15 protein-coding genes are annotated in these 19,418 nt (G+C 53.1%); 9 read left to right on the top strand and 6 right to left on the bottom strand.

Going from position 1 to position 19,418, the window contains the following annotated elements; genetic code table 11:
* The 7 genes from K365_RS0106475 (at position 1) to K365_RS0106445 (ending at position 9,374) form a co-directional block, all read left to right on the top strand.
* The gene (locus tag K365_RS0106475) at positions 1-1,926 is read left to right on the top strand and encodes an AMP-binding protein (protein ID WP_006966037.1); all 1,926 of its coding nucleotides are present in this window, start codon (positions 1-3) and stop codon (positions 1,924-1,926) included.
* On the top strand, positions 1,926-2,819 hold the full coding sequence (locus tag K365_RS0106470) for a branched-chain amino acid ABC transporter permease (protein WP_006966038.1): 894 nt from the start codon (positions 1,926-1,928) through the stop codon (positions 2,817-2,819). Before K365_RS0106475 ends, K365_RS0106470 begins: the two co-directional genes overlap by 1 nt.
* 3 nt (positions 2,820-2,822) lie before the next feature.
* Positions 2,823-3,917, top strand: a complete 1,095-nt coding sequence (locus K365_RS0106465) for a branched-chain amino acid ABC transporter permease (protein ID WP_024333940.1) — start codon at positions 2,823-2,825, stop codon at positions 3,915-3,917.
* 70 nt (positions 3,918-3,987) lie between these two features.
* Positions 3,988-5,214 (top strand): ABC transporter substrate-binding protein, encoded by a 1,227-nt coding sequence (locus K365_RS0106460; protein WP_006966040.1) that lies wholly within the window; start codon positions 3,988-3,990, stop codon positions 5,212-5,214.
* Between the two features lie 84 nt (positions 5,215-5,298).
* Positions 5,299-6,105, top strand: a complete 807-nt coding sequence (locus K365_RS0106455) for an ABC transporter ATP-binding protein (RefSeq protein ID WP_006966041.1) — start codon at positions 5,299-5,301, stop codon at positions 6,103-6,105.
* 29 nt (positions 6,106-6,134) lie between these two features.
* The gene (locus K365_RS26385; RefSeq protein ID WP_006966042.1) at positions 6,135-7,037 is read left to right on the top strand and encodes a universal stress protein; all 903 of its coding nucleotides are present in this window, start codon (positions 6,135-6,137) and stop codon (positions 7,035-7,037) included.
* 39 nt (positions 7,038-7,076) lie between these two features.
* On the top strand, positions 7,077-9,374 hold the full coding sequence (locus tag K365_RS0106445) for a tetratricopeptide repeat protein (RefSeq protein ID WP_024333938.1): 2,298 nt from the start codon (positions 7,077-7,079) through the stop codon (positions 9,372-9,374).
* Positions 9,375-9,384: 10 nt separating this feature from the next.
* Here the strand turns inward: K365_RS0106445 and K365_RS0106440 are convergent, their stop codons facing one another.
* From K365_RS0106440 to K365_RS0106420, 5 genes are all read right to left on the bottom strand, one after another.
* On the bottom strand, positions 9,385-10,590 hold the full coding sequence (locus K365_RS0106440) for a M24 family metallopeptidase (protein WP_024333937.1): 1,206 nt from the start codon (positions 10,588-10,590) through the stop codon (positions 9,385-9,387).
* Complete coding sequence (locus tag K365_RS0106435; RefSeq protein WP_006966045.1) at positions 10,577-11,428, bottom strand: 3-hydroxybutyryl-CoA dehydrogenase; 852 nt, start codon at positions 11,426-11,428, stop codon at positions 10,577-10,579. The genes K365_RS0106440 and K365_RS0106435 overlap by 14 nt, the downstream gene beginning before the upstream one ends.
* Before the next feature lie 37 nt (positions 11,429-11,465).
* Complete coding sequence (locus K365_RS0106430) at positions 11,466-12,641, bottom strand: acetyl-CoA C-acetyltransferase (RefSeq protein WP_006966046.1); 1,176 nt, start codon at positions 12,639-12,641, stop codon at positions 11,466-11,468.
* Between the two features lie 154 nt (positions 12,642-12,795).
* Complete coding sequence (icmF, locus tag K365_RS0106425; protein ID WP_024333936.1) at positions 12,796-16,068, bottom strand: fused isobutyryl-CoA mutase/GTPase IcmF; 3,273 nt, start codon at positions 16,066-16,068, stop codon at positions 12,796-12,798.
* 11 nt (positions 16,069-16,079) lie between these two features.
* On the bottom strand, positions 16,080-16,730 hold the full coding sequence (locus K365_RS0106420; protein ID WP_006966048.1) for a TetR/AcrR family transcriptional regulator: 651 nt from the start codon (positions 16,728-16,730) through the stop codon (positions 16,080-16,082).
* Between the two features lie 267 nt (positions 16,731-16,997).
* Between K365_RS0106420 and K365_RS0106415 the strand changes: the two genes are divergently transcribed.
* On the top strand, positions 16,998-17,480 hold the full coding sequence (locus K365_RS0106415; RefSeq protein ID WP_006966049.1) for an adenosine-specific kinase: 483 nt from the start codon (positions 16,998-17,000) through the stop codon (positions 17,478-17,480).
* A 50-nt stretch (positions 17,481-17,530) separates the two neighbouring features.
* Here the strand turns inward: K365_RS0106415 and K365_RS0106410 are convergent, their stop codons facing one another.
* Entirely contained in the window at positions 17,531-17,953 is a 423-nt protein-coding gene (locus tag K365_RS0106410; protein WP_024333935.1) for a universal stress protein, read from the bottom strand.
* Between the two features lie 300 nt (positions 17,954-18,253).
* On the opposite strand from K365_RS0106410, the gene K365_RS0106405 reads away from it, so the two are divergent.
* Complete coding sequence (locus K365_RS0106405; protein ID WP_024333934.1) at positions 18,254-19,402, top strand: acyl-CoA dehydrogenase family protein; 1,149 nt, start codon at positions 18,254-18,256, stop codon at positions 19,400-19,402.
* Positions 19,403-19,418: the final 16 nt, after the last annotated feature.

Below are 19,418 nucleotides of genomic sequence, written 5' to 3'. Positions count from 1 at the left end.
ATGAGTAACAATGAACACCTGCTGAATTTCTCCATCCCCCAGCTGCTGCGGTGGCGGGTGGCTGAATCTCCCAAACGCACAGCTCTCCGGGAAAAAGATTACGGCATCTGGAATGCCTATACCTGGGAAGAATATTATGATTATGTGCGGAAAACCGGCATGGGGCTGCGGGCCATGGGCCTGGGCAAGGGAGATACCATTGCCATTATCTCGGACAATATCCCGGAACTCTTGTTTGTTGCCATCGGCGGCCATGCCATCGGTGCCATATCCGCCGGCATCTACCAGACCACCATGCCGGCGGAGATCGCCCAGATCATCCAGTACCTGAAAGTGTCTGCCGTGTTCTGCGACAACCAGGAACAGGTGGACAAAGTCAAAGAGGTCCGGGACCAGATTCCCAATGTCAAAAAAGTCATTTTTGAAGACCCCCGGGGCATGCGCGATTACATGTCCGATGACTGGTTCGTCAATATCCGGGATCTGTTTGAAATGGGAGATGCGGCCCATGCCAAAGACCCGGACCTGTTCGAGTCCCTGGTGGACCAGGGCAAACCCGAAGATGTCTGCCATTTGTGTCTGACCTCTGGCACCACAGGGCTGCCCAAGGGCACCATGATGACCCATAAAAACTATATCAACATGGGGGTTAGAATCACCCAGGTGGATCCCCTGGAAGAAACGGATGAATATGTCTCATTTCTGCCCTTTGCCTGGATCGGGGAACAGATGAACTCATTTGGTGTGGCCATGGCCACGGGGATCACCATCAATTTTCCGGAATCCGTTGAAACCGCCATGTCGGATTTAAAAGAGATCGGCCCCCATTTCATGTTCGGGGCCCCCAGGATCTATGAAGGCATCCGGTCGGAGATCTGGCTGAAAATCGACCAGTCCTACTGGTTCAACAAACTGATGTATAACTATTTTATCCGGGTCGGCATTACGGCGGCCGGGTACCGCATGACCGGGAAATCCATGTCGGCGATGCTCCGGTTCAAAGCCTGGCTGGGCAAACAGTTCATATTCCGGCCCCTGGTGAACCAGATCGGGCTTTTGCGCCTGCGGCGGGCCTATACGGGCGGGGCCGCCCTGGGACCGGAACTGTTCACCTTTTACCAGGCCATCGGGGTCAACCTCAAACAGATTTACGGCCAGACCGAAATCACGGGGATTGCCTACATGCACAGAGACGGGGATATCCGGCCTGAAACCGTGGGCAAGCCCCTGCCGGGCACGGAGTGCAAAATTGCCGATGACGGGGAGATCCTGTCCCGATCCCCCTCCGTATCCCCCGGATACTTTGAACTGCCGGAAAAATCCAAAGAACTGCTGGAAGGCGGATGGCTGCATTCCGGCGATGCCGGATTCATAGATGAAAACGGGCACCTGGTGGTCATTGACCGGGTATCTGATGTGATGCACAACAACAAAGGAGAGATGTTTTCTCCCATGTTCCTGGAAAATGCCCTCAAGTTCAGTCCTTATATCAAAGAAGCCGTGATTTTCGGCAACAAAAAGGATTTTGTGGCGGCCCTCATCAACATCGATCCCATTGTGGTGGGAAAATGGGCCGAAGACAGAGGCCTTTCCTACACCACCTACATGGATCTGTCCAAGAAAAAGGAGGTGGCAGACCTGATCATGGCACAGGTGATCGATGTCAATTCCAGAGCGGAAAAAGCGCATTTTAAAATCAGGCGGTTTGCCCTGCTGTACAAGCTGCTGGATGTGGATGACGGCGAGTTGACCAAAACCGGCAAAATCCGCCGCAAATTTGTACAGGAGCGGTATCAGAACCTGTATGAGGCCCTGTATGATGAAAAAGTGGACACAAAAGAGGTCGAAGCGTCCTTCCAATACCAGGACGGGCAGTCGACCCTGGTTAAAACCCGGATCGCATTTTACACGGTGAAAGGAGTGTGATGAGTTATTTTTTTCAAATTGTAGTCAGTGGCATCGTAGTGGGCTCCATCTATGCCCTGGCCGCCCTGGGCCTGGTACTGGTCTACAAATCCAGCCGGGTGGCCAATTTCGCCCACGGCCAGATCATCGCTGCGGGTGCGTTTATCACCTTTTTCCTCACCGTCCGGCTGGGAGTGCCCATCTTTTTTTCCTTTCTGGCCTCCATGCTCATCACCTTTTTTCTGGCCATGAGTGTGGAAAGAATCTTTTTAAGACGGCTCATCGGAGAACCCATCATCTCGGTGATCATGGTCACCATCGGGCTGGCATCCATTTTTGACGGGCTCATCTACCTGACCCCCTTCGGGTCGGAAAATTTTTCATTCCCCACATTTCTTCCCACGGAATCCATTGTCGTGGGCGGGGTATCCATTTCCTGGACCCAGCTGGTGGGGGTGATCATCACCTTTGTGCTCATCGGGTGCTTTTCCTGGTTTTTTAAAAAATCCACGGTGGGGATCTCCATGCGGGCTGTGTCGGACGACCAGTTCGGCGCCATGTCCGTGGGCATCTCCGTGCCCCGGGTGTTCGCACTGGCCTGGGCCACGGCCGGGCTGTCCGCGGCTGCGGCCGGGTGCATTATCGGCAACATCACAGGGTTGAATTTTGAAACCCTGCATGCTTTCGGCATCGTGGTGTTCCCCGTGGTGATCTTAGGGGGCCTGGATTCTATTTTAGGGGCCGTGGTGGCCGGCATCATCATGGGTCTGATCCAGCAATTTGCCTCCGGATACCTGGACGGTAATTTCGGGCTCAACGGCACCGGCGATGTCATGCCCTATATTATTTTGTTGATCATTCTTCTTTTCAAACCCCATGGATTGTTCGGTATCCATGAAATCGAGCGGGTGTAGCCTATGTCACAGAACCGGTGGTTAGCAACAGGAAACTTTTTCACCTCCTACAAACAAGAGCAGCGAACCTTTTTCACCCACCTGGACCGGACCATTTTCACCTGTTTTCTGGTCATTCTGTTCGGGTGGCCCCTGGTATTTGAAATCAGCAACAAGTACATGCTGGTTTTGGATAATATTCTGATCGCCATTGTGGCGGTCATGGGCCTGAATCTTCTGCTGGGGTTTGCCGGGCTGATCTCCATCGGCCATGCTGCATTCGTGGGGATCGGTGCCTATAGCGTGGCATCCGTATGTCAGGTCATCGGGGAAAACCATGTCATCGTCACCCATTTCTGGCCCGTGCTCATTGTGTGTGCCGGGATTATGGGGGCGATTTTCGGAGCGTTTGTGGGGCTGCCGGCCCTGCGGCTCAAACATCTGTACCTGGCCATTGCCACATTGTCGTTCCAGATGATTTTTGAGTGGTTCATCCAGTTCATGAGCTTTTTCAACCAGGGCCAGACCATCTATGTGGGACGGGTTCACTGGTTTACCGGCCAAGTGGGCAGAAGCGACCATTACCTGTTCTGGTACTATATCATTTTAACCCTGGTGGTGGTCCTGGGGTTCGGGGTCAGAAATCTGCTGAAAACCAAATACGGTCGGTGCCTGGTGGCGGTCAGAGACAATGACCGGGCCGCGGATGCCATGGGCATGAACCCGGGGCTCACCAAGGTGTATGCCTTTGCCCTGGCCGGATTTTTTGCGGGTGTGGCCGGGGCGCTGCATGCCTATCTCTACCGGGGAGTGGGGTTTGAATCCTTTACCCTGCACGCGTCTGTCGGATATCTGGCCATGGCCATTGTGGGGGGCTTAGGCACGCTGAACGGGATTTTCTGGGGACCCGTGGCCATCAAATTCTTAGACATTCAGGTCGAGCAGTTTTCGGAATTTGTGGGACAGTATCTGACCTCTGCCCCGAATGTGGCCACGGCCTTGAAGCCGTTGAGTTTTGGTCTGGTCATTGTGCTGTTTCTGATGTATGAGCCCCGGGGGATCGCCAACTGGTGGCGCATTGTGAAATCCTACACCAAGCTGTGGCCGTTCCGCTACTGACCGGTTTTGGAACATGCCGCCGCTTTAACCATATTGCAGGTCAACACCCAAATTCAAGGAGGGACGTACCATGAAAAGCAAGGCCACATTATTTTTCAACGCATTTTTGGTTATTGTGTTCGTGTTAGCATTCACCCTGCCGGCAAGTGCCGGCAAAACATACAAACTCGGGATGTCACTGGCCATCACCGGCCCGACATCCGATGCGGGAAACCCCTATGCCAAAGGGGCGGAAGACTGGTTCAAATTTGTCAATGAAACCGATTATCTGGGAGACGGTGACAAAATCGACTGCCCCATCCGGGATGACCAATACAAAAATGACACCACCAAGCGGTTTTTTGAAGAATTTCTGGATGACGGGATCCTGATTTTCTTAAGCTACGCCACGGGCGGCAACCTGGCATTGAAAAGAGATTTTGAAGAAGTGCAGATTCCGGTGATTCCCGCCTCCTATCATGAAGGCCTGATTGTGGATGCCAATTATACCTTCATGCCTGTGGCCACGTATTCGGAAAATGCCGTGGGGCTGGCGGAATATATCACGGAAAACCATCAGGGAGACAATATCCCCCAGGTCGCTTTTTTTATTCATCCTTCCGCCTTCGGCAGAGGCCCTCTGGAGGACACCCAGAAAGCCATTGCCGAAGGCATGAAAATCGAAATCGTTGAAGTGGTGGAACACGGCACGGATCTGGATAACACGGCCATGCTCCAGCGCCTGGTCAGCAAAGGGGTACAGTATGTGATCTGTCAGACCGTTCAGACTCCGGTGGCCACCATGCTCACCGATGCCCAGAGACTGGGAGTCACGGCCGGCTCTTTTGGTGAAAAAGGCAAGCTCACTTTCCTGGGGGCCCACTATACGGGTGGGTCGGATCTGATCGCTCTGGCCGGCACGGCCACGGAAGGATACATCTGGGCCGATTCCTACAACCTGACCTCGGAAAACAACGAAGGGGCCAAAAAACAGCTGGAACTGGCCAAACGATATGACCGGGACGACAAGGCTGCCAACTCCCATAACTATGGTGCCGGAATTCTGGCGGCACAGATTGCCACGGAAGCCATTAAAATGGCCAAATCCGCCGACCTGAAAGTCACCCGGGAAAACCTGTATAAAATGTTGCAGAAAATGAATTTCAACTCGTTTGTGGCTGCCGGGCCGGTGACCTACTCGGAAACCGAACGGATCGGGGTGGATGTCCAGAACATTTACATCGCCCAGGACGGGGTATTCAAAAAAATCCAGTCCTTTGAATCCCAGTATATCCAGAAAGTCCGGGCCGGCCGGTAAACAAAAAACATATCCTGCCAAAACGCTTAATCAGGACACGGGAGCGTTTCTGGCAGGATCAACCCCAAGCAAAAGAAAGCGCATATGGAAACCAATCTGCTGGAAGTCAACAATATTGAAGTGGTCTACAATGACATCATCCAGGTGCTGCGGGGGGTGAGTCTGTCTGTTCCCAAGGGCAGCATTGTGGCGCTGCTGGGCACCAACGGGGCCGGCAAAACCACGACCCTGCGGGCCATTTCCGGGCTCCTGAAACCGGAGAACGGGGCCATCAGAGAAGGCCATATCACCTTTGACGGCACTGACACTACCCATAAAATGGGCACGGATGTGGTGAAACTCGGAGCCGTGATGGTGCCTGAAGGCCGCCGGGTATTCAAACACCTGACCGTGAGCGAGAATATCATTGTGGGTTCCATTACCCGGAAAGACGGGGCTTCCGCCATCAAAAAAGACAATGATCTCATGTACAAACATTTCCCCCGGCTCTCCAATGTCACCAACCGTATGGCCGGATACAGCTCCGGCGGCGAACAGCAGATGATCGCCATTGCCAGGGCACTGATGGCGGCTCCCAAGATGCTTATGCTGGACGAACCCTCTCTGGGCCTGGCCCCGCTGCTGGTCAAAGAAATATTTGACAATATCCAGCGCATCAACAAAGAACTGTCCACCACCATCCTGGTGGTGGAGCAGAACGCCAAGGTGGCCCTGGCAGTTTCCGACTATGCCTATATCATGGAATCTGGTAAAATCGTGCTGGAAGGCCCCTCCAAAGAACTGCAGAACAACCCGGATGTCAAAGAATTTTATATGGGCATTACCAAAGGGGGCGGACGGAAATCCTTTAAAGATGTAAAATCTTATAAACGGCGCAAACGCTGGATGTAGACCTCAAAAAAACAGTTTAGGAGCATAACATGAAAATTCTGGTGGGATATGACGGCGGAGAAGAAGGACGTCTGGCCCTGGCCCTGGCACGGGACACAGCAGTGTTCCACAACGCCTTTGTGCATGTGATCACCTCCATGGAAGGGGGGTCTTCGGAAAAACAGGCGGATATCCAGACAGCGGAGAAAAACCTGAATTTCGCCAAAAGCCTTCTGGCGCACGCCCATATCCAATGTGACTGCCAGCAGAGCGTCCGGGGCATGTCCGCTGGAGAAGATCTGGTAAAATTTGCCGAAGAAAATGAGATCAACCAGATTTTTCTGGGAATCCGGAAAAAATCCCGGGCACAGAAAGCCATTTTGGGGTCCACGGCCCGGTACGTGATCCTCAAGGCCCCCTGCCCGGTCACAACCGTGAAGTTCGATCTGGACACCATCTCCACCCAGGACCTGATCAAAGACCGCCGCATCCTGGTGGTGGATGACGAACCCGACATATTAGAGACCATTGAAGAACTCATGGATATGTGTATCTTAGATACGGCCGTTTCTTTTGAGGCAGCCAGAAAAAAACTGGATGAATCCATCTATGATCTGGCCATTCTGGATATTATGGGCGTCAGGGGCTATGACATCCTGACGCTGGCCAAAGAAAAAAACCTGCCCGCCCTGATGCTCACGGCCCATGCCCTGACACCGGAAAATCTGAAGGAATCCATCACAAAAGGGGCGGATGCCTATATTCCCAAAGATGAACTGGCCAATCTGCCCACCCATGTGGCAGATGTCCTCCGGAACCGGATCCAGGGGAATCAGGGGTATGGGGCCTGGTTTTCCAAACTCAAACCGTTTTTTGATAAATCCTTTGGATCGGGCTGGCAGGAAAAAGACAAAAATTTCTGGAAATCCTTTAACGACAAATACGGCAGATAAATTATTTTCCTTTTTTTCTGATTGTGCTACAAGGACAGCATGAAAAAATATTATACGCACACGCAACCGGCTTTGGTCTGTATCTTTTTTTCTGTCTGTTTTTTTCTGTGTGCCTGTGCTTCGGATACGGAAAAAAAGGAACAATTTTTATCCCAGGGACAGACATTTCTTGAAAAAGGCGAATTCGGCAACGCCGTGATTCAGCTGAAAAATGCCATAGACATCGACCCCGAATCTATCCGGGCATGGGAAATGCTGGCCCAGGCATATCTTAAAACGGGAGACACCCAGCAGGGATTCAGCAGTCTGTTGCGCCTGGAGCAGATCGATCCTAACAACCTGGATACTGTGACCCAGGTGGCATCTTTTTATCTGCTGGCCCAGCAGACCCAGGAAGCGGAAACCCGGGTAAACCGGGTACTGGCTGAGCAGCCAAACCATATTCCGGCCTTGTATCTGAAAGCGGGGATTCTGAGCCGGGACCCGGCAAACCTGGATCAGATTGCCGATATTTATGAAAAAATACTGGCGATCGATACCCGGCAACCCAAAGCATACCTGGCTTTGGCCAGAATTTATGCGGCCAGGTCCGAGTTCACGGCGGCAGAAACCAGCTTGAAAACCGCGCTGGAGCTGGAACCTGAATCCGCACGCGTGTATAAAACCCTGTTTGATTTTTATCTTTCCAGAGGGGATACACCTGCAGCGGAAGCCGTCATTGAAAATTACATCAACCAAGCCCCCGCAGATCCGGAACCCCATACATTTCTGGGAAGTTTTTACCTGACACGCAATGATTTTGAAAAAGCGGAAGATCAGTTTGATTCCGCATTGAAAAAAGATCCTGAAAATCTGAACGCGCATATGTTGATGGCGGATTTGTATGTGCGTCAGTCCAGAATCGATGATGCCACCGCTTATATCCGCCAAGCCATGGACCTGGCACCGGAGAATCATGGGGTGTTGACCGCATGTGCGGAATTTTATTTTTCTTTGAATAACATCCTTCGATCCCAGGAGATCGTGGATGAAATTTTGAGTCAACGACCGGGTTTTTTCCCTGCCAGAATACTGAAAGGAAAAATTCTGGCGGAAAAGAATGAACTGGATGCTGCGGCCGCCATTTTCCGGAAAATGATCCAGGAAGATCCGGAATCCGGTCAAGCCTATTACCTGCTGGGGTCCGTACTGGAAAAAGCTAATGATTCTGCCCAGGCCAAGGCCATGCTGTCCACGGCCATCGAAAAAGCCCCTTATCTGTATCAGGCCCGCCTGCTTCTGGGAGAAATCCATTTCCAGGAAGGGGATATCGCGCTGGCAAAAGACCATGCCGGACAGGTACTCAAACAAGTGCCCAACCATTATCATGCCGGTATCCTGCTGGGAAATACATTGCTGGAAACCCAGGACATTCCGGCGGCCCGAACTGTTTTTGAACAGCTCATACAATCCACACCGGACAACCCTGTGGCTTTGTATCGGCTGGGAATCCTGGAACGGTCTGAAAAAAATTATGACCGGGCAGTCACTTACCTGAACCAGGCCTTAGACATCGATCCGGATCTTATGGATGTATTTTCCGGTCTGATCACCGTTTATGCCCTGCAGCAAAAATTTGAACAGGCGATTGCCCGCTGTGACGAACATCTTGCCGCAAGAGGGGAGGATCCCATGGTGGCCGCCGTGATTCTCAATCTCAAAGCCAACATCCTTCTGGCGGACAACCAGCTGGAAAACGCCGTCACAACCTATGAACAGGCCATATTGAAAAATCCCTCATATGTCACCCCCTATCTGAGCCTGGGAAAAATATACACGGCCCAAGCGCGGTTTCAAGAGGCGATTCAGACCTATACCGCCCTCATTGAAAAACGTCCGGATCAGGCTTCGGCCCATACGCTGATCGGCACGCTATACGAAAACAAAGGGCAATTCGATCTGGCACAAACCCATTACAAGACGGCCCTGGAAATCGATCCGGATCTCATCCCGGCGCTTAATAACCTTGCTTACCTGTATGCGGAACAGGGGATTCACCTGAACCAGGCCCTGGATATGGCCCGGCAGGCCAGACGTCAAACCCAGCAGGCACCGGCTGTCATGGATACATTGGGATGGGTTTATTTTAAAAAAAGTTTGTTTGACAGCGCGGCCATGGAATTTACAGCCGCCATTGACATTGACCCGTCAAACCCCGTGTTTTTCTATCACCTGGGACGGGCCCGCCTGGAACAGGGGCGGACCGATGATGCCAGAGACGCCTTTGAAACGGCGTTATCGCTTCAATCGGATTTCAAGGGAGCCGAATCCGCCCGAAAAATTCTGGCAGACCTGTAAAAAAACGGGTTCAAACCACACACACGGCATCCGGGAACCGGGTCAGGCGATCCAGCCCGGCATCCGTGACAACCCAGGTGTTTTCAATTCCCACCACCCCTTTGCCCGGCACCACCACCTTGGGTTCCAACGCCAGGGTCATCCCCGGTACCAGGGTCTGGGTCTGCCCTTTGGCAATAAAGGGGAATTCATCCAGTTCAATGCCCAATCCATGGGCGGTAAACCGGATTTTCGGATGGAACGCGCCCATGAAAAAATCGCCATATCCCAGATCATCGGCCATGGCAATCATCTGATCATACAAATCCCCTGTCACAGCCCCGGGCACGGCTGCGGTTCGAACGGATTCCTGAATGGTCAGCATGGCTTCATGGGCTTTTTGCAGGTCATCGGGCAGCGGTCCCAAAGAAAAAATCCGCGTATGATCCGCCAGATATCCGTCCAGGGAAAACACATAATCCACCAGCACGGGTTCGTTGGGCCGGATCACATCCCGGCCCGGGCCCTGGCCGATACTGGGATTGAGCCCGGCACCGGCCGTGGGAGAGGCAAACGCGCCCGGCACGGCCGCAGCCGCACCGCACATGATATGCCCGTAAAACAGATGATTGTCCCACAACCGCATGCGGATCAATCCCTGGTGGCCCAGTTTTCTGGCATAAGCTTCCAGAAGCCCGGCCAGTTCGATCTCCGGCATGCCGGGCCGGATCAGTTGTGTGACCTGTTCCGCTACCCGGTCCGCCATCAGCCCGGCCCGCTGCATACATTGAATTTCAAATTCGGATTTCACGGCCCGCTGGGACCGGATCTCAAAAGACACATCCTGGATATGCGATGTATTGAAAATCTCTTTAAACATCAGATACTGGGCTGCCGGGAGCACATCCAGTTCCAGCCCCAGGGTTTCAGGCAACCCCAAGCCCTGTTGCGAGAGAATGTCCGGAATTTTTTTCGGACTCAGCACCGGGATCACGGGCAAACGGGCTTCCGCTTTGGCCCGCTCCACACTTTTAAACACCATGAATACGGCATCCCCGTCTTCCGGCACATACAGCCATCCGTTCTGGGTGGTGCCCGTGTAGTAAAACAGATCGGCTTTCTGGATCACCAGGGCCCCGTCCAGGCCCTGGTTTTTTAACCGGATCTGCAAATCACGGATCCGGGCGGACAATTCTTTACCTGGAACAATATGACACAATTGATCATTGATAGTCATAAAAGCCCTTGCCGGTCTTTCTTCCCAGCCAGCCCACTTCCACATATTTTCTGAGCAACGGGCAGGGCCGGTATTTGGAATCTTTAAATCCGTCGTACAAAGTTTCCATGATGGCCAGGCAGGTATCCAGACCGATGAGGTCCGCCAAGGCCAAAGGACCCATGGGATGATTCATGCCTAAGCGCATCACCGTGTCGATATCTTCTGCTTTGCCCACGCCCTGGTACAGACAGAACACGGCTTCATTGATCATGGGCAGCAAAATCCGGTTGGCGATGAACCCCGGATAATCACTGGCTTCAGCAGGGGTTTTGCCGAATTTCTCAGACAGTTTCCAGGTGATGTCAAAGGTCTCATCGGACGTGGCAATGCTCCGGATCACTTCCACCAGCTTCATCACGGGCACGGGGTTCATGAAATGCATGCCGATGACCTTGTCCGGCCGGGAGGTCTGGGCCGCGATCCGGCCGATGGGAATGGACGAGGTGTTGGTGGACAAAATCACATGTTCCGGACAGATTCTGTCCAGGTCCTTGAAAATATTGAACTTCAGATCTTCGCGCTCCACAGCGGCTTCCACCAGAAAATCCACTTTGGCCATATCATTGAGATCCGTGGTGGTGGTAATCCGACCCAGAATGGCGGTTTTATCCGCGTCTTTGATCTTTTCTTTTTTGACCATCCGGTCCAGATTTTTGGTGATGGTTGCCATGCCGTTATCACAAAATTCCTGCTTGATATCACTCATGATCACTGACAGGCCGGCAGCCGCTGCCACCTGGGCAATGCCGTTGCCCATCTGGCCGGCACCGATCACACCAAATGTATTTATATCCATTCTATTTTCTCCTGATTATGTGGGTTGACAAAAAGGGTCAGCGATGTACCACCAGGGCCACGGCTTCACCGCCGCCTAAACACAGAGAGGCCAGGCCCTGATGCACATCGCGTTTTTGCATTTCATACAATAACGTGGTCAAAACCCGGGTCCCGGACGCACCAATGGGGTGGCCCAGGGCCACGGACCCGCCATTAACGTTCACGATGGCCGGATCCAGTTCCAGCACCTTGTTGATGCCGGCAGAAGATCCGGAAAACGCCTCGTTGATCTCGAACAGATCGATATCATTAATCTTGATACCTTCTTTTTTCAATACTTTGGGAATGGCATAAATCGGGGCCATGAGCACATATTTCATGTCAATACCAAAAGAGGCCTGGGCCCCGATCTTCGCCATGACCGGGCATCCCAGTTCCCTGGCTTTTTCCTCGCTCATGACCACCACGGCAGACGCACCGTCGGAAATAATGGATGCATTGCCGGCCGTTCCTTTGCCCTCTTTTTTAAATGCTGGCTTCATGTTGGACAGCCGCTCAAACGAGGTTTCCTGGGGACACTCATCCGTGTCAAATATGATGGGGTCCCCTTTGCGCCGGGGCACGCTCACAGGCATGATCTCATCTTTGAACCGTCCGGAAGCCACGGCTTCATTGGCCCGGCGGTAGGATTCCGCCGCATACCGGTCCTGGTCCTCTCTGGATACCTCCCAGCGCTCGGAACACAGTTCATTGGACATGCCCATGTGGAAATCATTGACAATGTCCCACAGCCCGTCATGGATCATGTGGTCTTCGATACGGCCGGGCCCCATGCGGTGCCCCCACCTGGCCTTTTCCATGTAATACGGGGCCATGCTCATGGTCTCCATGCCGCCGGCCACCACCACCTCCGCATCATTGCACTGGATGGCCTGGGCCGCCAGCATCACGGCTTTCAGAGATGATCCGCACACCTTGTTCACGGTAATGGCTTCCACTTCCCAGGGCAGTCCGGCCTTGACCACGGCCTGCTTGGCCGGGTTCTGGCCGTAGCCGCAGGGCAGCACCATGCCCATGATGCATTCGTCCACCCGGGAAGATTCAATGCCGGCCCGGGTGATGGCTTCCTTGATTACCATCCCTCCCAGATCCGTAGCGCCCAGAGTACTCAACGTCCCGCCGAAACTGCCCAGAGGCGTTCGGACGGCACTGACGATGACTGCGTTCTGCATGGGTCGGTCTCCTTATATTTATATATCATTATTCGCTATATTGCAGCTGCAATGTATCAAGTGATGTGGCTGATTGCAAGCTTTTATCCAATGTAAAGGGCCTTGGTCCTTGTGAGTTTTGAATCCCGGCTCTCAGAATATGTGATCGGCATGCTTACATGTTCCGGCGGTACTTGCCCCCCACCTCATACAGCGCCCCGGTAATGGTCCCCAAAGAACAGACCTTCACCGTCTCCATGAGTTCTTCAAACATATTACCGCCATTCAAAGCGGTTTGTTGCAGCCGCTTCAACGCGGCTTCCCGGGCATCTTCATGGGCCGCCTTAAACGCATCCAGCCGTTCCAGCTGGGCGTTTTTCTGTTCTTCCGTCGACCGGGACAGTTCCAGGTGATTGGCCATGTCCGCATAATTTGCATCCGGATCCTCAAAGGTGTTGATGCCGATCAAGGGCAGTTTGCCCGAATGTTTGAGGTGCTCGTAGTACATGGACTCCTCCTGGATCTTGCCCCGCTGGTAACCGGTTTCCATGGCCCCCAGAACCCCGCCCCGCTCCGTGATACGCTCGAACTCCACCAGCACGGCTTCTTCCACCAGATCCGTGAGTTCATCCACGATAAACGATCCCTGAAGCGGGTTTTCGTTTTTGGCCAGGCCCCATTCTCTATTGATGATCAGCTGGATGGCCAGGGCCCGCCGTACGGATTCCGCAGACGGGGTGGTGATGGCCTCGTCAAAGGCATTGGTGTGCAGGGAGTTGCAGTTGTCGTAAATCGCACACAGCCCCTGGAGCGTGGTCCTGATATCATTGAACTGGATATCCTGGGAATGAAGGGACCGGCCCGAGGTCTGGATGTGGTATTTGAGTTTCTGGGACTTGTCGTTTCCCCTGTACTTGTACCGCATGGCCACGGCCCAGATGCGCCGGGCCACCCGGCCGATGACCGTGTATTCCGGATCCATGCCGTTGGAAAAGAAAAATGACAAGGACGGGGCGAATTCATCGATATGCATGCCCCTTGACAGGTAATATTCCACATAGGTGAACCCGTTGGCCAGGGTCAGGGCCAGCTGGGTGATGGGGTTGGCCCCGGCTTCGGCAATGTGGTATCCGGAAATGGACACGGAATAAAAATTTTTCACCTGGTGGTCGATAAAATACTGCTGGATATCCCCCATCATTTTCAGGGCAAATTCAATGGAAAAGATACAGGTATTCTGTCCCTGGTCTTCTTTGAGTATGTCGGCCTGGACCGTGCCCCGCACGGTGGACAATGCAAACGCCCGGATGTCGGCGGCTTCCTTTTCATCGGGTTTCCGGCCGTGTTCTTTCTTGAATTTATCCATCTGCTGATGAATGGCCGTGTTCAGGAACATGGCCAGCATCATGGGGGCCGGGCCGTTGATGGTCATGGACACGGAGGTGTTGGGGGCGCACAGGTCAAACCCGTCATACAAGACCTTGACGTCTTCCAGGGTACAGATACTCACCCCGGAGGTGCCGATCTTGCCGTAGATATCCGGGCGCCGGTCCGGGTCAAATCCGTACAAAGTCACGGAATCAAAAGCCGTGGACAGGCGCTTGGCCGGATAAGAGGAAGACAGCAGCTTGAACCGGCGGTTGGTATCAGCCGGTCCGCCTTCGCCGGCAAACATCCGGGTGGGATCCTCATCCGCCCGTTTCAACGGAAACACCCCGGCCGTATAGGGAAACTGACCGGCAAAATTTTCTTTTCTCATCCACTGGTACTGGTCTCCGGGATCGGAAAATCCGGGCCGGGCGATCTTGGGAATCTTTGAATGGGACAGCGATTTTGTGTACAACGGCACCCGGAACTCCCTGTCTCTGACCTGGTAGACAAATTCATCTTTTTCAAAGGCCTTGCTGCTGGCCGTGTATGCGGTGATCAGGTCATCGGTTTGTGGTTCCACTTGATTTTGCGCTTCTTCCAGGGCCTGTTTCAGCCTGGCCAGGGCCTGGTCCGGACTGTCGGTTCCCGTGTCCAGCAATTCCAGGGCCGATGCCAGATGCCAGCGTTCCCGCACCGCATCGGCCTGGTTCCGGGTGTCCAGGTGATACTGCCGGACCGTGTCTGCGATCTCGGCCAGGTACCGGGTGCGCTCCCCCGGAATGATGATGGTTTTAGAGGAAGACTCTTTGACCCCGGTCTCAGGAATGGACGAGGTAAACCCTTTGTTTTTCTTCTGGTTGATCAAATTAAGCAGGGCATGATAAAAAGCGGTGAGCCCGTCATCATTGAACTTGGAAGCAATGGTGCCGAAGACCGGCAACTCTTTCGGGTCCTTGTCCCAGGCTTTGCGGTTGCGCTGCACCTGTTTTCTGACATCCCGGATCGCGTCTTCCGCCCCTTTTTTCTCATATTTGTTCACCACCACGATATCCGCATAATCCAGCATGTCGATTTTTTCCAGCTGGGACGGGGCCCCGAATTCCGCCGTCATCACATACACGGACAGATCCACCAGGTCCACCACCCGGGAATCCCCCTGGCCGATGCCGGCCGTTTCCACCAGAATCATGTCAAACCCGGCGGCCCGGGCCACTGTCACGGCGTGAGGCAGGGATTCGGGCAGTTCGGTCTGGGAGCGGCGTGTGGCCAGAGACCGCATGTAGACCCGGTCGTTGTCAATGGCATTCATGCGGATCCGGTCTCCCAGAAGGGCCCCGCCCGTCTTGCGGCGGGAGGGATCACAGGAGATCACGGCAATGGTCATTTCAGGCAGGTCCCGGAGAATCCGGATGATCAGCTCGTCGGTTAAAGAGGATTTGCCGGCCCCGCCCGTGCCTGTCAGGCCGATGACCGGGATATTTCCGGATTCAACTTTCGGGGCCAGGGCTGCCAGGATCTGTTTCAGCCGGTCCGGATCATTGGCACCGGCCTCCTGGACGGCGGAGATGAACCGGGCAACGGTGAGCTTGTTGTCCACATTCAGCCGGTCGAATTCCAGCTGATCAAAATCCACACCCGGCCCGTCCATGGCCCGCATCATATCGTTGATCATACCCTGGAGACCCATTTTGGCGCCGTCTTCCGGCGAATAGATCCGGGTGATGCCATACGCGTGCAGCTCGTCCATTTCCGCCGGAATGATCACCCCGCCGCCGCCGCCGAAAATCCTGACATGGGAAGCCCCCTGTTCATCCAGCAGGTCTTTCATGTATTTGAAATATTCCATGTGTCCGCCCTGGTAACTGGAAACGGCAATGCCCTGGGCATCTTCTTCAATGGCGGCATCCACCACCTCTTTGACGGACCGGTTGTGTCCGATATGGATGACTTCGGCGCCCGTGTCCTGAAGAATCCGCCTCATGATATTGATGGCCGCATCATGGCCGTCAAATAAAGAGGTGGCAGTGACGATTTTAATGGCGTGTTTCGGGGTATAGGGCTGAGTTTCCTGAGTCATGACGGCTCCTTTTAAAATATGAGTCCGAGAATAAAATCGGTCTGGATGGCGGTATACTGCTCAATGGTGAACTGCTTTTGCAGATGCCAGCGGCGGAAGGCCCACATCTGTCCGAGCACGGAGATGTTGTGTCCCACAAGATTAACGATTTCGTCATCCAGCACGGGAAAATTGTTTTTGCCGGACATCTGATTCAAGGTGGTGATAAAAATATCCGTGATGTTCAATTCATTGGTCAACACCCGTTCCTGCCATTTTTTCGGCAAAAACTGGGTTACCTGATACATGAGCAGAATATGGTCGGCCATGTTGTCACAAACCTTGAAATAGCGGCGAAGCACCCGGGCCAGCACGGCTTTGTCCCCGGTGTTGTCGGCCAGAGCCTCTTCCACGGCCTTCTGCACTTCTTCGTGGATGGTTTTGCAAACCAGGTAAAGCAGATCTTCCTTGGAGCTGACATATTCATACAAAGAGCCGATGGAAAATCCGGCGGCCTTGGCGATCATGCGGGTGGTGGTTTTATGGTATCCATGGGTGATAAACAATGTGACCGTGGAGTCAATGATATGACGGCGGCGTTCTCTGACCAGATCGGGATTCTTGATCTGGGTGGGGACCTCAGGGTCCGCTACCCGTTGTTTGTTCTTCCGGTCTTTTGTCACAACAGCACCACTCCCTGAATTATTTTTTTTCCGGACCGCACTTTAAAAAGCCCGGCCGAGCCGCTGTTTGCCTCACCTATATGAACGAGCGCTCAATCATACTTTTCTTACATGAATCCATACGCTTGTCAAGCAAAACCTTGGGCCAAAACGGGCATTTGTATTTTGACTTTTTTTTATGACCCCTTTACGTTAAGATGAGCTGTCCAATCAGTCGGAAACCCAAAAAAATAACGCACAACAGCACCCGTTTGAAAGGAGCGTCATATGGAACTGAAAACCTTGGCCATTGAAAACCCGGAATCACTGAATTTCATTTTAGGCCATGCCCATTTCATTAAAACCGTCGAAGATATCCACGAAGCCATCATCTGTACCGTTCCCAATGCCCGGTTCGGGGTGGCGTTTTGTGAGGCATCCATGGAATGCCTGGTCCGGCACAGCGGCACGGATGAGGGACTGATTCAGCTGGCCCGGGACAATGCGTATGCGTTGTCCGCCGGCCATACATTCATCATTTTCATGCGGGACATGTTCCCCATCAACATTCTCAACACCATCAAGAACGTGCCGGAAGTGGCAAGGATTCACTGTGCCACGGCCAACCCTGTGGAAGTCATTCTGGCTCAAACCGATCAGGGCCGGGGCATTTTAGGGGTGATTGACGGATTTTCATCCAAAGGCATTGAAACAGATGCGGATATTGAAAAACGCAAAGGATTTTTGCGCATGATCGGATACAAACAATAAAACCAAGCGGGGTCAAAAAGTGAGGCCGCCTTTTTGACCCCGCCGATTGATTATTTGGTTATGAACACCGGGCATTCGGCTTTATTGAGCACCTGATGGGCCACACTGCCCAAAAACAGCCCGGCCAGATCCGACACGCCCCGGGACCCCATGACGATCAGATCCATTTTTTCAATTCTGGCCGCTTCCGCAATGTGCGTACCCGGCGTTCCCTCCAGAATTCGTGTCTCATAGGACACCCCGGCTTTTTCAAGCATCTCTTCAAAGGGTTTGATCAGGTCTTCGGATGATTTCATGATTTCATCGATGGCCTGCTGAAAATAAGGCTCCGACAGCACCACAGGAAATCGGGCATGACAATGCAGCAGAAGAATGTGGGAGTCGAATTTTTTTGCCAGATCAATGGCATACCGGGTCGAATTAATGGAATGGGAAGACCCGTCCACAGGATTCATTATCTTTTTAAATTCCATCGCAAATCTCCTTTTTTAAAGTTTCAGATTCACTTTACAGAATGCAAACGTCTTGATCGCATGCGCTCATAAATATATTCTAAGACACCCCGGCAATAAAAAAAAGCAAAAAAATTAATTTCTTATCCAAGGGACAGCAAAAAACCATTGACAATTCATTTTTTATAAATGTAGTATCCCAAATAAATAGACTGAGCGCTCGATCAGTTTTTCCCCTTTCATCTTGTCGGGCGATGTTGAATACCGGTTGAAAAATTGAAGCCAACTTCACAACAACCCATAAAAACAAGGAGGCGCAGGGTGGATTTTGACCTTACCAAAGAGCAGGAAATGATTCGTAAGGAAGTCAGAAAGTTTGCCCAGAAGGAGATCGCCCCAGTGGCCGGGGATCTGGACGAAAAAGAGGCATTTTCCGCTGACCTGACCCGGAAAATGGGAGAAATCGGTCTTTTCGGCATGTTTGTTTCTGAAAACTACGAAGGCCAGGCCATGGATTACATCTCATATATCATTGCCGTGGAAGAGATCGCCCGCATTGACGGGTCCCAGGCCGCCACCATTGCTGCCGGCAACTCTTTGGGGATCGGCCCCATCTACTATTTCGGCACGGAAGAACAAAAGAAAAAATACCTGCCCAAACTGTGTGCCGGGGAAGGGTTGTGGGGATTCGGGCTCACGGAACCCACGGCCGGCTCGGATGCCGGAGGCAGCAAAACCACGGCCGTCCTGGACAACGATGAATGGGTGATCAACGGGTCCAAAATTTTCATCACCAACGCGGCCTGTGACATGACCATGGGCGTGACGGTGCAGGCAGTCACCGGGACCAGGGACAATGGCAAACCTGAATATTCCTGTATCCTGGTGGAAAGCGGCACACCCGGATTCAAAGCCGTGCCCATGCACAAAAAAATGATGTGGCGGGCCTCCAACACGGCGGAACTGTATTTTGACGATGTCAGGGTGCCCAAAGAAAACATTCTGGGCAAAAAAGGGGACGGATTCCACCAGATGCTGGCCACCCTGGACGGGGGCCGGCTGTCCATCGGCGCCATGGGTCTAGGCGGTGCCCGGGGGGCCTATGACCTGGCGTTGAAATACGCAAAGGAAAGAGAACAGTTCGGCCAGCCCATATCCAAATTCCAGGCCGTGGCGTTTAAACTCGCAGACTGTGCCATGGAGATTGAATGCGCCAGAAACCTTTTGTACAAAGCCTGCTGGCTGAAATCCAATCACAGGCCTTTTGAAAAAGAGGCGGCCATGGGCAAGCTTTACTGTTCCGAAGTGATGAGCCGGGTGGTGGACCATGCCGTGCAGATCCACGGGGGGTACGGCCTGATGAAAGAATACCATGTGGAACGGTTTTACCGGGATCAGAAACTGCTGGAAATCGGGGAAGGCACCTCCGAGGTTCAGCGTCTTGTCATCTCGAGACACATCGGCTGCTGACGCCGGAATGGAGCAT

The sequence above is a fragment of the Desulfotignum balticum DSM 7044 genome, assembly GCF_000421285.1.
GTDB classification, from domain to species: Bacteria; Desulfobacterota; Desulfobacteria; order Desulfobacterales; family Desulfobacteraceae; genus Desulfotignum; species Desulfotignum balticum.
This window is presented reverse-complemented; position numbering and strand designations above follow the sequence as displayed.